Source organism: Streptomyces sp. NPDC028910 (genome assembly GCF_055564955.1).
Window position 1 is genome coordinate 213,843 of the sequence record NZ_JBVHVF010000003.1, and the last position, 14,233, is coordinate 228,075.

Annotated in this window: 15 protein-coding genes; 6 read left to right on the top strand and 9 right to left on the bottom strand. The window is 68.5% G+C overall.

What is annotated here, in order from left to right; translation table 11 throughout:
* The first annotated feature begins 4 nt into the window (after window positions 1–4).
* The 3 genes from ACZ4TV_RS05825 to trxA all read left to right on the top strand — a co-directional run bounded on the left by ACZ4TV_RS05825 (window position 5) and on the right by trxA (window position 2,396).
* Complete coding sequence (locus ACZ4TV_RS05825) at window positions 5–907, top strand: anti-sigma factor family protein (protein ID WP_468131456.1); 903 nt, start codon at window positions 5–7, stop codon at window positions 905–907.
* A gap of 123 nt (window positions 908–1,030) precedes the next feature.
* Window positions 1,031–1,993 (top strand): thioredoxin-disulfide reductase, encoded by a 963-nt coding sequence (gene trxB / locus ACZ4TV_RS05830; RefSeq protein WP_468131078.1) that lies wholly within the window; start codon window positions 1,031–1,033, stop codon window positions 1,991–1,993.
* Between the two features lie 61 nt (window positions 1,994–2,054).
* Window positions 2,055–2,396, top strand: a complete 342-nt coding sequence (gene trxA / locus ACZ4TV_RS05835) for a thioredoxin (RefSeq protein ID WP_468131080.1) — start codon at window positions 2,055–2,057, stop codon at window positions 2,394–2,396.
* A gap of 71 nt (window positions 2,397–2,467) precedes the next feature.
* On the opposite strand, the gene ACZ4TV_RS05840 is transcribed toward trxA, so the two are convergent.
* The 9 genes from ACZ4TV_RS05840 to rpmH form a co-directional block, all read right to left on the bottom strand.
* Window positions 2,468–3,085 (bottom strand): GNAT family N-acetyltransferase, encoded by a 618-nt coding sequence (locus ACZ4TV_RS05840; protein WP_468131082.1) that lies wholly within the window; start codon window positions 3,083–3,085, stop codon window positions 2,468–2,470.
* Window positions 3,086–3,187: 102 nt separating this feature from the next.
* A complete protein-coding gene (locus ACZ4TV_RS05845) occupies window positions 3,188–4,276 on the bottom strand; it encodes a ParB/RepB/Spo0J family partition protein (protein WP_468131084.1) in 1,089 nt (362 codons plus the stop codon).
* Window positions 4,273–5,361, bottom strand: coding sequence for a ParA family protein (locus ACZ4TV_RS05850; protein WP_468131087.1), 1,089 nt, complete (start codon window positions 5,359–5,361; stop codon window positions 4,273–4,275). The genes ACZ4TV_RS05845 and ACZ4TV_RS05850 overlap by 4 nt, the downstream gene beginning before the upstream one ends.
* Before the next feature lie 264 nt (window positions 5,362–5,625).
* On the bottom strand, window positions 5,626–6,342 hold the full coding sequence (gene rsmG, locus ACZ4TV_RS05855) for a 16S rRNA (guanine(527)-N(7))-methyltransferase RsmG (protein WP_468131089.1): 717 nt from the start codon (window positions 6,340–6,342) through the stop codon (window positions 5,626–5,628).
* 143 nt (window positions 6,343–6,485) lie between these two features.
* Entirely contained in the window at window positions 6,486–6,998 is a 513-nt protein-coding gene (locus ACZ4TV_RS05860) for a Jag family protein (protein ID WP_030707720.1), read from the bottom strand.
* A gap of 15 nt (window positions 6,999–7,013) precedes the next feature.
* The gene (gene yidC / locus ACZ4TV_RS05865) at window positions 7,014–8,117 is read right to left on the bottom strand and encodes a membrane protein insertase YidC (protein ID WP_468131092.1); all 1,104 of its coding nucleotides are present in this window, start codon (window positions 8,115–8,117) and stop codon (window positions 7,014–7,016) included.
* Window positions 8,118–8,120: 3 nt separating this feature from the next.
* The gene (gene yidD, locus ACZ4TV_RS05870) at window positions 8,121–8,402 is read right to left on the bottom strand and encodes a membrane protein insertion efficiency factor YidD (protein ID WP_076043740.1); all 282 of its coding nucleotides are present in this window, start codon (window positions 8,400–8,402) and stop codon (window positions 8,121–8,123) included.
* Complete coding sequence (gene rnpA / locus ACZ4TV_RS05875; RefSeq protein ID WP_362389471.1) at window positions 8,399–8,773, bottom strand: ribonuclease P protein component; 375 nt, start codon at window positions 8,771–8,773, stop codon at window positions 8,399–8,401. Before rnpA ends, yidD begins: the two co-directional genes overlap by 4 nt.
* A 21-nt stretch (window positions 8,774–8,794) precedes the next feature.
* Window positions 8,795–8,932, bottom strand: coding sequence for a 50S ribosomal protein L34 (gene rpmH, locus ACZ4TV_RS05880; protein ID WP_008741645.1), 138 nt, complete (start codon window positions 8,930–8,932; stop codon window positions 8,795–8,797).
* 355 nt (window positions 8,933–9,287) lie between these two features.
* Here rpmH and dnaA point away from each other — a divergent pair, with 355 nt between their 5' ends.
* The 3 genes from dnaA to gnd all read left to right on the top strand — a co-directional run bounded on the left by dnaA (window position 9,288) and on the right by gnd (window position 14,133).
* A complete protein-coding gene (gene dnaA, locus ACZ4TV_RS05885; protein ID WP_468131094.1) occupies window positions 9,288–11,060 on the top strand; it encodes a chromosomal replication initiator protein DnaA in 1,773 nt (590 codons plus the stop codon).
* A gap of 875 nt (window positions 11,061–11,935) precedes the next feature.
* Window positions 11,936–13,066: a DNA polymerase III subunit beta gene (gene dnaN, locus ACZ4TV_RS05890; RefSeq protein WP_468131096.1), complete on the top strand. Its 1,131-nt coding sequence runs from the start codon at window positions 11,936–11,938 to the stop codon at window positions 13,064–13,066.
* Between the two features lie 191 nt (window positions 13,067–13,257).
* Complete coding sequence (gene gnd, locus ACZ4TV_RS05895) at window positions 13,258–14,133, top strand: phosphogluconate dehydrogenase (NAD(+)-dependent, decarboxylating) (protein ID WP_468131098.1); 876 nt, start codon at window positions 13,258–13,260, stop codon at window positions 14,131–14,133.
* Window positions 14,134–14,233: the final 100 nt, after the last annotated feature.

The window sequence follows — 14,233 nt, forward strand, 5'->3', positions numbered from 1 at the left end:
TGGCATGCCCGGCACGACCCGGCACCCGGACGTCTCGGAGATCTCCGACCTGACCGAAGGACTGCTCTCCCCGTCCCGCACCGCGGAAGTCCGCAGCCACCTCGGCGACTGCGCCCTGTGCGCCGACGTCCGGGCCTCTCTACAGGAGATCCGCGGCCTCCTCGGCACCCTCCCGGGGCCGGCCCGGATGCCCGCCGACATCGCCGGCCGCATCGACGCGGCCCTCGCCGCCGAGGCGCTTCTCGACGCCACCCAGTCCCGGGGCCAGTCCGCACCGGCTCCCCGCCCCCGCACGAGCGAGCGCGATGTTTCACGTGAAACATCGCCCTCCGGTCACCCCACCGGCCCAACCGGCCCCGGGCGCCGCCGCGCTCGCCGCAGGATCGCCGTCCTCGGGGGCCTGGCCGGAGCCGCGGCCTGCGCCCTCGGCATCTTCCTGTTCGGCGACCTCTCCGGCACTCCTGCCCGCGACACCGCCAACCGCACCCAGGCATCGGACTCCGCCGCCCAGCCGCCCCCAGCCGCCGGCGGCAACTACACCGCACAGGGCCTCCGGGACAGCGTCCAACAGCTCATCGCCACAGGACAGGCCGCGAAGACCGCCCCGGGAGAGCAGAACAACACCTACGGGATGGAGAACACCACCCCCGCCCCAGGAGTCGCCCCCGGCGACCAGCGGGCAGCACCCCCCGTTCCTGCCTGCGTCCAGGACGCCACCGGCCGCCCCGACACCCCGCTCGGCGCCGAGCGCGGCAGCTACCAGGGCACCGCCGTCTACCTGCTCGTCCTGCCGCACCCGGGTGACTCCACACGTGTGGACGCCTACCTCATCGACACCCGCTGCGAGAGCGCCGCCTCGGCCACCCCCGGAAAGGTCCTCCTGACGGGCACCTATCCCCGCGGCTGACACGTTCAGGTCCGCACGGGGACGGGTGGGGAATGCATGCGCCGTAGGATCCGTTGGGTGGGGTGAGAGTCCGCACCGGCCCCCGGTAGCAGCACGCAGTCCGCAGAGACGAGGAAGAAACCTGTGAGCGACGTCCGAAACGTGATCATCATCGGCTCCGGGCCGGCCGGTTACACCGCCGCCCTGTATACCGCACGCGCTTCGCTCAAGCCGCTGGTCTTCGAAGGTGCCGTCACCGCGGGTGGCGCCCTGATGAACACCACCGAGGTGGAAAACTTCCCGGGCTTCCGGGACGGCATCATGGGCCCGGACCTCATGGACAACATGCGTGGTCAGGCGGAGCGCTTCGGAGCCGAGCTGGTCCCCGACGACGTCGTGGCCGTGGACCTCAGCGGTGAGATCAAGACCGTCACGGACACCGCCGGCACGGTGCACCGCGCCAAGGCCGTCATCGTCACCACCGGCTCCCAGCACCGCAAGCTCGGCCTGCCCAACGAGGACGCCCTCTCCGGTCGCGGGGTCTCCTGGTGCGCCACGTGCGACGGGTTCTTCTTCAAGGACCACGACATCGCCGTCGTCGGCGGCGGCGACACCGCGATCGAGGAGGCCACCTTCCTCTCCCGGTTCGCCAAGTCCGTCACGATCGTCCACCGCCGCGACACCCTGCGCGCCTCGAAGGCCATGCAGGACCGCGCCTTCGCCGACCCGAAGATCAAGTTCGCCTGGGACAGCGAGGTCGCCGAGATCCACGGCGAGCAGAAGCTCTCCGGCCTCACGCTGCGCAACACCAAGACCGGTGAGACCTCCCAGCTGCCCGTGACCGGCCTCTTCATCGCCGTCGGCCACGACCCGCGTACCGAGCTGTTCAAGGACCAGCTGGAACTCGACGACGACGGTTACCTCAAGGTCGACGCCCCCTCCACCCGGACCAGCGTCACCGGCGTGTTCGGCGCCGGCGACGTCGTGGACCACACTTACCGTCAGGCCATCACCGCCGCGGGCACCGGTTGCTCCGCCGCCCTCGACGCCGAGCGCTTCCTCGCCGCCCTCGCGGACGCCGAGAAGGCCCACGCCGCCGCGGTCTGACCGGCCTGACCCTCGCAACCAGCCCCACCCCACACCCCGCAGGAAGAAGAAGGAGGCCGCTGTGGCCGGCACCCTCAAGAACGTGACCGACGCTGACTTCGAGGCCGAGGTCCTCAAGAGCGACAAGCCCGTACTGGTGGACTTCTGGGCCGCCTGGTGCGGCCCGTGCCGCCAGATCGCGCCGTCCCTCGAGGCCATCGCCGCCGAGTACGGCGACCAGATCGAGATCGTCAAGCTCAACATCGACGAGAACCCGGCCACGGCCGCCAAGTACGGCGTCATGTCCATCCCCACGCTGAACGTCTACCAGGGCGGCGAGGTCGCCAAGACCATCGTCGGTGCGAAGCCGAAGGCCGCCATCCTGCGCGACCTCTCGGACTTCGTCGAGGTCAAGGCCGGCTGACCGGCGACCAATGTTTCACGTGAAACGGGGCCGCCCCCTTGAAGGGGGCGGCCCCGTTTCACGTATCCCGCTCACAGTGGGCGCAGTGCCGGCTCCTTGCGCGCCGCGCCCAGCAGCCGGTCCAGCGCCAGTTCCACGTCTTCCTTCCAGGAGAGCGTCGACCTCAGCTCCAGCCGCAGCCGCGGATGCACCGGATGCGGCCGTACGGTCTTGAAGCCCACCGCCAGGAGATGGTCCGCGGGCAACAGGCACGCCGGACCTTCCCAGTGCGCATCCCCGAATGCCTCGATCGCCCGGAACCCCCGCCGCAGCAGGTCTTTCGCGACCGTCTGGACCATGACCCGCCCCAGGCCCTGCCCCTGATAACCCGGCATGATCCAGGCGGTGATCAGCTGCACGGCGTCCGGCGAGACCGGACTGGTCGGAAACGCAGTCGCACGCGGCACGTAGGCCGGCGGCGCGTACAGCACGAACCCCACCGGAATCTCGTCCACGTAGACCACGCGGCCGCAGGATCCCCACTCCAGCAGGACAGCGGAGATCCACGCCTCCTTCTCCAGAGCCGGAGTACCCGCTTTCACAGCGGCCTCACCGCTGACCGGATCCAGTTCCCAGAACACACAGGACCGGCAACGACGGGGCAGGTCCTGGAGGTTGTCCAGCGTGAGCGGTACCAGCCGACGACCCATGACCGCATCGTATCCACTGGTCCATCGTTCTTCGACAGCAAAGCGAAGGGGCGGACCGCACCGATTCGAACCGGCGCGATCCGCCCCTCGGCGGCCCGGGGATCACTCCCCGGAAAGACCCTGCTCCAGCACCCGGCCCTCGCCCGGCGCCAGCGTCCCCAGAATCCGCTCCAGATCCTCCATCGAAGCGAACTCGACGGTGATCTTGCCCTTCTTCTGGCCGAGATCCACCTTCACCCGCGTCTCGAACCGGTCCGACAGGCGCGTCGCCAGCTCGCTGAGCGCCGGAGCCACCCGGGCACCCGCGCGCGGACCCTTCGGCTTCACCGCGCCGGCGGGCTCCGAGGCCATCAGCGACACGATCTCCTCGACCGCACGCACCGACAGTCCCTCGGCCACGATCCGGTGTGCCAGCCGGTCCTGCTCCTCGGAGTCGTCCACCGAGAGCAGCGCCCGGGCGTGCCCGGCCGAGAGCACACCCGCGGCCACCCGGCGCTGCACCGACGGGGACAGCTTCAGCAGCCGCAGGGTGTTCGAGACCTGAGGACGCGAACGCCCGATCCGGTCCGCCAGCTGGTCGTGCGTGCAGTTGAAGTCCTGGAGCAGCTGGTCGTACGCCGCAGCCTCCTCCAGCGGGTTCAGCTGAGCCCGGTGCAGGTTCTCCAGCAGCGCGTCCAGCAGCAGCTTCTCGTCGTCCGTCGCGCGGATGATCGCCGGGATCGCCTCGAGTCCGGCCTCCCGGCAGGCACGCCAGCGCCGCTCGCCCATGATCAGCTCATAGCGGCCGGGCGCAGACTGCCGCACCACCACCGGCTGGAGCAGACCCACCTCCTGGATGGAGGTCACCAGCTCGGCGAGCGCGTCCTCGTCGAACACCTCGCGCGGCTGCCGCGGGTTCGGCGTGATCGCGTCCATCGGAAGCTCCGCGAACGTCGCTCCCGCCACCACATTGGCCTCGGCCGGCGCCTCCGGCTCGTTCACCGGGACGACCGCGAGCGATGTTTCACGTGAAACATCGGCCTGCGCAAGCGAAGCAAGCTTCGCCGCCGCGATCCCGCGCTCCGACGTCATGACCGGCACCGCCGACGGAGACGTCGACACGGCGTTGATCACTGGCGGCGTCTTCTCCTGCGGAGCCGCGGGGATCAGCGCACCCAGCCCCCGCCCCAGACCTCTACGTCGCTCACTCACTGGATCCCCTCCGCCACACTCTGCGTGCTGTTCATGCCCGCGCCCAGATGGGCGTGCTGGGCTTCGTACTGCATTCCGACCCCCCGGAACGCGATCTCTCGCGCCGCCTCCAGATAGGAGAGGGAACCACTGGAACCCGGGTCATACGTGAGCACCGTCTGCCCATAGCTCGGCGCTTCGGAGATGCGCACCGACCGGGGAATGCTCGTCCGCAGCACCTCCTTGCCGAAGTGGCTGCGCACCTCCTCCGCGACCTGCGAGGCCAGCCGGGTCCTGCCGTCGTACATCGTCAGCAGGATGGTCGACACGTGCAGGGTCGGGTTGAGGTGGGCCCGCACGAGATCGACATTGCGCAGCAGCTGACCCAGGCCCTCCAGCGCGTAGTACTCGCACTGGATCGGGATCAGCACCTCCGCGCCGGCCACGAGGGCGTTCACCGTCAGCAGCCCGAGCGAGGGAGGACAGTCGATCAGGATGTAGTCGAGAGGCTGGTCGTACGCCTGGATCGCCCGCTGCAAGCGGCTCTCCCGCGCCACGAGCGATACCAGCTCGATCTCCGCACCCGCCAGATCGATGGTGGCCGGAGCACAGAAGAGGCCCTCCACGTCGACGACCGGCTGGACGACCTCCAGCAGGGGACGGCTGTCCACGAGCACGTCGTAGATCGACGGCACGTCCGCGTGGTGGTCGATGCCCAGCGCCGTGGAGGCATTGCCCTGCGGGTCGAGGTCGACCACGAGGACCCGCGCCCCGTGCAGTGCCAGAGAGGCAGCCAGGTTCACGGTCGTCGTGGTCTTACCCACGCCGCCCTTCTGGTTGGCGACCACCATGACCCGGGTCTGCTCCGGCCGGGGCAGACCCGCACCGGCGCGCCCCAGCGCCTCGACCGCCAGCTGGGCGGAGCGGCCGATGGGGGTGTCGTTGTCTACAAGGGGCGGAGGCAATGTTTCACGTGAAACATCGTCTCCCGCCGATTCAGAGCGGGGACCGGGGACCGGATCGGCCATCGGCCCCGCGAGGTTGGCGTCGGACCGCACGGTGTCACTCTCCTCGACATCAGGCTCGCGATGAACAGAGCCTGCCATGGCACCGGGGTCGCGAACCAGCGGGGCCCGTACTCCTGTGGATGAATCCACCGATGTGGACAACTCCGTCCCCCTTGCGTCCTTGCGGTCAAGGGGGGACGCAGCCGTACGACCGCGGCTGATGATTCCGTGCAGCAGAGAGCGACGTTTCACGTGAAACACGATGCCCGGGCGGAGTCTTCAGGCCGCTACGACACTCCGAAATCCATACCTATAGGGCCCAACACAGGCGAAATACCCGCTTGAACCCGGCTCATCGGAGAATCAACGGCGACGACGGGTGCGACTCACCCGGGCCGCCTTGGCCCGCTTGGCCGCGAATCTCACCCCGCCGGGGCTCTCTCCGACCTCGACCCTCACCACCGTCGACAACGGATCCACCAGACCCTCGCCCACGTGCAGGACCGAGGTCTTCACCACACCCAGCTTCGTCAGCGCGGTCTTCGCCGACACCAGTTCCTCTTCGGCGGTGTCGCCCTTCAGCGCCAGCATCTCCCCGTACGGACGCAGCAGGGGCACGCCCCAGCCGGCCAGCCGGTCCAGCGGAGCCACGGCGCGCGCCGTCACCACGTGCACGGGCTGCAGCTTGCCGAGGACCTCCTCGGCCCGCCCGCGCATCACCGTGACGTGGTCCAGGCCCAGCAGCTCCACGACCTCCTGGAGGAAGGTCGTCCGACGCAAAAGGGGCTCAAGCAGCGTGATCTTGAGGTCCCGTCGCACCAGCGCCAGCGGGATGCCGGGCAGACCCGCGCCCGAACCCACATCGCACACGGTGACGCCCTGGGGCACCACCTCCGACAGCACAGCGCAGTTCAGCAGGTGCCGCTCCCACAGCCGCGGCACCTCGCGCGGCCCGATCAGGCCCCGCTTGACTCCCGCGTCCGCCAGCAGCTCCGCATACCGCACAGCTTCCGGGAAAAACTCACCGAACACCGCGCGCGCCTCTTCAGGCGCCGGGGGAAGCTCAGCTGCCTCCGTCACGGGGACCGTCCTTCCGTACCGCATGGTTCTGAAACAACCACGTCTTCAAGATGCCGCGAAAGATGCCGCGTCGTTCACATGCCAGGCTGACAAACATCGGCCCCGCCTGCGACACAGACGGGGCCGAATACTTGCGCTGGCGGTCAGGCCGGGAGCACAACGACGAAGCGCTGCGGCTCCTCGCCCTCGGACTCGCTCCGCAGACCGGCGGCCGCCACGGCGTCGTGGACGACCTTCCGCTCGAACGGAGTCATCGGAGCAAGCTTCATCGGCTCGCCGGACGCCTTCACGTCCGCCGCCGCCTGGGCGCCCAGCGCCGCCAGCTCCTCGCGCTTCTTCGCGCGGAACCCGGCGATGTCCAGCATCAGCCGGCTGCGATCCCCGGTCTCCCGGTGCACGGCAAGGCGGGTCAGCTCCTGCAGAGCCTCCAGAACCTCACCGTCGCGGCCCACGAGCTTCTGCAGATCACGGCTGGCGGAGTCACTGACGATCGACACCGCGGCCCGGTCGGCCTCGACGTCCATGTCGATGTCGCCGTCCAGGTCGGCGATGTCCAGCAGACCCTCGAGGTAGTCGGCCGCGATCTCACCCTCCTGCTCGAGGCGGGTCAGGGTGTCGCCACTCTCAGCGGCGGCGGTGGTGGTGCCTTCCGTCACGGGAGGGACTCCTTCTTACTTCTTGGGAGAGGACTTGCTGGGCGTCTGACGCTGCGACTTCGACTGCCGCTTGGGCTGCTGCCGCTTGGGGGCACCGCCGCTCGCCGCATCCGAGTCTGCCGTGACCTCGACACTCTTGATCACGGAACCGTCGGGCTGGGCGGCCATGCCCTGCTTCGACAGGGCCGTGATGAACTTGCGCTCGTTGTCGTTGCGGTCCGGGCCCTTGGCGACGATCGCCGCGACGACCCTCTTCTTGCCCCGGCCCCTGACGTCACCGTGCGAGCCGATGTGCTTCAGCAGACGCGTCAGGTACTGGTCCTGAGCCTTGCTGCCCGGAGTCGGGTTCTGGCTGATCACGTACATCTGCTGACCCATGGTCCACACGTTCGTGGTCAGCCAGTAGACGAGAACACCGACGGGGAAGTTGATGCCCATGACCGCGAAGATCACGGGGAAGATGTACATCAGCATCTTCTGCTGCTGCATGAAGGGCGTCTTGACCGACAGGTCGACGTTCTTCTGCATCAGCTGACGCTGGGTGTAGAACTGCGACAGCGACATCAGGATGATCATGACTGCGGTCACGACCCGGACGTCCGTCAGCGAGGCCCCCAGGGCCGCGACCTTCTCCGAGCTGTCCATGAACTTGGCGGCGATCGGCGCACCGAAGATCTTGGCCTCACGGGCGCTGTCGACCAGCTGCTGGTCCATCGCGCCGATCTTCTTGCCATCGGCGATGTTCGCCAGCACGTGGTACAGAGCGAAGAAGAACGGAGACTGCGCCAGGATGGGAAGGCACGAGGCGAGCGGGTTGGTACCCGTCTCCTTGTACAGCTTCATCATCTCTTCGGACTGGCGCTGCTTGTCGTTCTTGTAGCGCTCCTGGATCGCCTTCATCTTCGGCTGGAGCGCCTGCATGCCCCGCGTCGCCTTGATCTGCTTCACGAAGAGCGGGATCAGACAGATACGGATCAAGATCACCAGGGACACGATGGACAGGCCCCAGGCCCACCCACTGTCCGCACCGAAGATCGCACCGTACAGCGTGTGGAACTGGACGATGATCCACGAAACGGGTGTGGTGATAAAGGCGAAAATACTGGCGATCGTGTCCACTAATCAGGCTCCTTGAGCATTGCGAGATCTACGCAACGCACTGCGCAGCTGCTCGTGCCAACGCGGGCGTTTACGAGGTGGGACGTGGTCCACACCACCCGGGGACCACGGATTGCACCGCAGGATCCGCCAGGCGGTCAGAGCCGTCCCCTTCACCGCACCATGCCGGTCGATGGCCGTGTATCCGTAGTGCGAACACGACGGGTAGTAGCGGCACACCGGGCCGAGCAGCGGACTGATCGTCCACTGGTACAGCTTGATCAAAGCGAGCAGCGGGTACTTCATCGAGCGACGCCTCCCAGGAGCCGCACCAGAGCGGCATCCAGGTCCCGGGCCAGTTCGTCGGGGCCGGCATCACCCGCTCCGGGCAACGCACGTACCACCACCAGGCTACCGGCGGGCAGCTGCGACAGCCGCTCTCGGACCAGATGGCGCAGACGGCGCTTCACCCGGTTACGTATGACGGCATTGCCGACAGCCTTGCTGACGACGAAACCCGCACGCGCCGAGGGATCGATCTCCCCCGACTCGTGCGGGTCCGTTGCACCGCTTGTACGTAGGTGGACGACGAGGAGCGGGCGACCAGCCCGACGACCTCGACGTACCGCGCTCGCGAAGTCCTCGCGCCGCCTCAGCCGATTTTCGGGAGACAGCACGACGTCACGACCTGCGTGTTGTTACGCGGAAAGGGCGGCGCGGCCCTTGCCACGACGGTTCGCGAGGATCGCGCGACCGGCACGGGTACGCATCCGCAGGCGGAAGCCGTGGGTCTTGGCACGACGGCGGTTGTTCGGCTGGAAGGTGCGCTTGCTCACTCGGGGGCTCCAGAGAATGAATCGTTGTGGCGGGACATCGCCTGGCTGTCACCGTGCGCCCACGAGGAAACTCGCGTGTTCGCCCGAGTGGCACCGCTAAATGATCACTATCAGTGACCTTCGCCCATCGGTAGGCAGGCGGCAGCAGCCATCGACAACTCGACCTCGTTACGGTACGCGCGGCTACGCCATCCGGTCAAACCGAGCCGACGTGGCCCCACACTGTGCACAGGCTGTGGACAACGACTTGAACCGTACCCGTTGGCCTGACTACCGTTGCCCGACCCCGGATTTTTTGTCCCGACCGTCCCAAAGAACCACACATTCGTGGGACTCCTGTGAGAGAGCGTGCCCTGTGGCTGACGTACCTGCCGATCTTGCCGCAGTGTGGCCAAGGGTGCTCGAAAAGCTCCTCGGGGAGGGACAGCCGGGGATCGAGCCCAAGGACAAGCAGTGGGTCGAGCGCTGTCAGCCCCTGGCACTCGTCGCCGACACCGCACTGCTGGCCGTCCCCAACGAGTGGGGCAAGCGCGTCCTCGAAGGCCGCCTCGCCCCGCTGATCAGTGACGCGCTCAGCCGGGAGTGCGGCCGCCCCATCCGGATCGCCATCACCGTGGACGACTCCGCCGGCGAGCCCGCGCCCCCCGCCCCGCCCGTCCAGCAGCCGGGCGGGTACGAGACGTACGGCGGCCAGCGCCCCGGCAGCGGCCCGTCCGACGACCAGCTCCCCACCGCCCGCCCCGCCTACCCGGACTACCAGCAGCCGCGGCCCGAGCCCGGCGCCTGGCCCCGCGGCGGCCAGCAGGACGACTACGGATGGCAGCAGCCCCGCCTCGGCGGCTTCCCCGAGCGCGACCCGTACGCCTCCCCGCAGCCGGGCTACCTCCAGCAGTCCGAGCCCTCCGGCTACGACCAGGGCTCCTACGAACAGCAGCAGTACGAGCAGTCCCCATACGAGCCCCAGCAGCCGCACCAGGCCCATCAGTCCCATCAGTACGAGCAGCAGCCGTACGAGCAGCCCTCGCAGCGCCAGGCCCCCGGCCGGCCCGCGGCGCCGGCCCCGTCCGGCGGCTCCACCTCGGGCCCGCTGGAGCCGACCGCCCGGCTGAACCCCAAGTACCTCTTCGACACCTTCGTCATCGGCGCCTCCAACCGCTTCGCGCACGCCGCCGCGGTGGCCGTCGCCGAGGCGCCCGCGAAGGCCTACAACCCCCTCTTCATCTATGGGGAGTCGGGCCTCGGCAAGACGCACCTGCTGCACGCCATCGGGCACTACGCGCGGAACCTCTACCCCGGCACCCGGGTGCGGTACGTGAGCTCCGAGGAGTTCACCAACGAGTTCATCAACTCCATCCGCGACGGCAAGGGCGACGCGTTCCGCAAGCGGTACCGCGAGATGGACATCCTGCTCGTCGACGACATCCAGTTCCTCGCGAGCAAGGAGTCGACGCAGGAGGAGTTCTTCCACACCTTCAACACGCTCCACAACGCCAACAAGCAGATCGTGCTCTCCTCCGACCGGCCGCCCAAGCAGCTCGTCACCCTGGAGGACCGCCTCCGCAACCGCTTCGAGTGGGGCCTGATCACCGACGTCCAGCCGCCCGAGCTGGAGACCCGTATCGCGATCCTGCGCAAGAAGGCGGTCCAGGAGCAGCTCAACGCCCCGCCGGAGGTACTGGAGTTCATCGCCTCCCGCATCTCGCGCAACATCCGCGAACTGGAGGGGGCGCTGATCCGGGTCACGGCCTTCGCCAGCCTCAACCGGCAGCCGGTCGACCTGGGCCTCACCGAGGACGTCCTCAAGAACCTGATCCCGGGCGGCGAGGACAGCGCACCGGAGATCACCGCCACCGACATCATGGCGGCCACCGCCGACTACTTCGGTCTGACCGTGGACGACCTGTGCGGCTCCTCGCGCAGCCGGGTCCTGGTCACCGCCCGGCAGATCGCCATGTACCTGTGCCGGGAGCTCACGGACCTGTCACTGCCCAAGATCGGGGCACAGTTCGGCGGCCGCGACCACACCACCGTCATGCACGCGGACCGCAAGATCCGCGCTCTCATGGCCGAGCGCCGCTCCATCTACAACCAGGTCACGGAGCTCACCAACCGCATCAAGAACGCCTGAGAACGGCCCCCGGCCGCTGTGCCGGGGCCGCGCCAGGGCCTCTCCCCACGCGTTCAGAGGGCGCTCCCGGACCACAACGGGGGCGCCCTTCTTCGTCCGCGCGCCCCTGACCTGTTCGAATACGCCCCCGCCGGAGCAACTCATCCACAGATTCAGGGACTTCCTTCCGTCCACAGCCTGGGGACGCGCCCCGTCACCCACAATCTATCCACAGGCGTGCGGGGTGAGTACCCATCAGGCCAGGTCAACACCCTGTGGAATTGTGCGCAAGCGTCATCCACAGGCTGTGGACAACTATTTCGTCCACAGCCATGTCCACGTCGTTGTCCACCGTCGCCCCACAGGTTTCCCCACCCTGTGCACAGGATGCGATCTCTTCTCCACACCCTTGTCCACCGTTCGGCAACGCACCACCCCCTCTCACCGGCCGGAGTGAAAGCGGTCACACGGAAGTAGACGTTTGGGTTGTGGAGTACCGGGGGAAAGCTGGGGACACACCTGTGGAGTAGTGGGGGTCCCCTGGGGACAGCCTGTGCAGAACTTTTCGTTCTCCACAGGGACACCGGGTTGTCCACCGGTGTCGCCCACAGGGTCGGTGGATAAAAAACCGGGGTTGAGCTGCGGGAACGGGGTTATCCACCGTTTCCACAGGCCCTACTACTACCCCCATAGAGAGTGAGCCCGGATTCGGTTTTCAAGCGGGTCCTGTGCACAACTCGTCGAGCGGCCGCCCCGACGCCTCGCTCCCGACTTGACCGCCGACCGCACCGACTGTCGGCGCCGTACGTCAGACTGGTCCCCGGCATCGGTCGAGGCATCGACGAGCCGACGACGAAGGCCGGCAGACGAGCGAGCAACAGCAGGAGGCGGTTCCGGTGAAGATCCGGGTGGAGCGCGACGTACTCGCGGAGGCGGTGGCTTGGGCGGCCCGTAGCCTCCCGGCCCGGCCGCCGGTGCCCGTTCTCGCGGGCCTGCTGCTGAAGGCCGAGGACGGCAAGCTGAGCCTCTCGGGCTTCGACTACGAGGTCTCGGCCCGTGTCTCCGTCGAGGCGGACGTCGAGGAGGACGGCACCGTCCTCGTCTCCGGCCGGCTGCTCGCCGACATCTGCCGCGCCCTGCCCAACCGCCCGGTGGAGATTTCCACAGAGGGTGTACGGGCGACCGTGGTCTGCGGCTCCTCGCGATTCACACTCCACACCCTGCCTGTGGAGGAATACCCGGCACTGCCCCAGATGCCGACCGCGACCGGCACCGTGCCCGGTGAGGTCTTCGCCTCCGCCGCCAAGCAGGTGGCCACCGCCGCCGGCCGTGACGACACGCTGCCCGTGCTGACCGGTGTCCGCATCGAGATCGAGGGCGACCGCGTCACCCTGGCCTCCACCGACCGCTACCGCTTCGCGGTCCGCGAGTTCCTGTGGAAGCCGGAGAACCCGGACGCGTCGGCCGTGGCCCTGGTGCCCGCCAAGACGCTCCAGGAGATCGCCAACTCGCTGACCAGCGGTGACACCGTGACCCTGGCGCTGTCCGGCTCCGGCGCGGGCGAAGGCCTGATCGGTTTCGAGGGCGCCGGACGCCGCACCACCACCCGGCTCCTCGAGGGCGACCTGCCCAAGTACAGGACGCTGTTCCCGACCGAGTTCAACTCCATCGCCGTGATCGAGACCGCGCCCTTCGTCGAGGCCGTCAAGCGCGTGGCCCTGGTCGCCGAGCGCAACACCCCGGTCCGGCTGAGCTTCGAGCAGGGCGTGCTGATCCTGGAGGCGGGCTCCTCCGACGACGCACAGGCTGTGGAAAGGGTCGACGCGCAGCTGGACGGCGACGACATCTCGATCGCCTTCAACCCGACCTTCCTGCTGGACGGCCTGAGCGCGATCGCCTCGCCGGTGGCCCAGCTCAGCTTCACCACGTCCACCAAGCCCGCGCTGCTCAGCGGCCGCCCGGCTATGGACGCGGAAGCGGACGAGAGCTACAAGTACCTGATCATGCCGGTGCGCCTTTCCGGTTGATTCTTCGCAGGTCAGGCCCGGTTTCGCGGACCGCGAGACCGGGCCTGAGCGCGTTACGGGGGCCAGTGCGCGGCAGTGCGCGCCCCATGGAGCCGGGCCGCACGGCCCGGCGTAGGCTCGGGGCCTGGGGTGGTCCCCGGGATCCACGGGCCCCCCGGCAAAGACGGCCACAACGCTTAAGGAACCACCTGATGGAGCTTGGTCTCGTCGGTCTCGGCAAGATGGGCGGCAACATGCGCGAGCGCATCCGCCGCGCAGGCCACACCGTCATCGGATACGACCGCAACCCGGACCTCGCGGATGTCCACAGCCTGCGGGAGCTTGTGGACAGCCTGCCGGCCCCGCGCGTCGTGTGGGTCATGGTCCCGGCCGGTGCGGCCACCCAGTCGACCGTCGACGAGCTCGGCGAGCTGCTGTCGCCGGGTGACGTCGTGGTCGACGGCGGGAACTCGCGCTGGACCGACGACGAGAAGCACGCCGGGGAACTGGCGGCCAAGGGCATCGGCTTCGTCGACTGCGGTGTCTCCGGTGGCGTGTGGGGCCTGGAGAACGGCTACGCCCTCATGTACGGCGGCGCCGCCGAGGACGTGGCCCGCGTGCAGCCGGTCTTCGACGCCCTCAAGCCCGAGGGCCGGTTCGGCGCCGTGCACGCCGGCAAGGTCGGCGCGGGCCACTTCGCGAAGATGGTCCACAACGGCATCGAGTACGCCATGATGCAGGCCTACGCCGAGGGCTGGGAGCTGCTGGAGAAGGTGGACTCGGTCACCGACGTCCGCGAGGTCTTCCGCTCCTGGCAGGAGGGCACCGTCATCCGCTCCTGGCTGCTGGACCTGGCCGTGAACGCCCTCGACGAGGACGAGCACCTGGAACAGCTGCGCGGCTTCGCGCAGGACTCGGGCGAGGGCCGCTGGACGGTGGAGGCGGCGATCGACAACGCCGTGCCGCTGCCCGCGATCACCGCGTCGCTGTTCGCGCGGTTCGCCTCGCGGCAGGACGACTCCCCGCAGATGAAGATGATCGCCGCCCTGCGCAACCAGTTCGGCGGCCACGCGGTCGAGAAGAAGTAGTCGGAAGGCAGCCGTCGCAGAAGTAGCAGTCGGGAACCAGGCCGCGCAGTTCAGAGCGGCACAGCAGTACAGCGAGTAGTGGGAAGGAAGCCGGGGGAGG

Coding starts and splice junctions, on each gene's coding strand:
- ACZ4TV_RS05825 (WP_468131456.1), top strand. CDS start 5: ATGCCCGGCACGACCCGGCACCCGGACGTCTCGGAGATCTCCGACCTG.
- ACZ4TV_RS05840 (WP_468131082.1), bottom strand. CDS start 3,085: ATGGGTCGTCGGCTGGTACCGCTCACGCTGGACAACCTCCAGGACCTG.
- ACZ4TV_RS05850 (WP_468131087.1), bottom strand. CDS start 5,361: ATGGCAGGCTCTGTTCATCGCGAGCCTGATGTCGAGGAGAGTGACACC.
- yidD (WP_076043740.1), bottom strand. CDS start 8,402: ATGAAGTACCCGCTGCTCGCTTTGATCAAGCTGTACCAGTGGACGATC.
- gnd (WP_468131098.1), top strand. CDS start 13,258: ATGGAGCTTGGTCTCGTCGGTCTCGGCAAGATGGGCGGCAACATGCGC.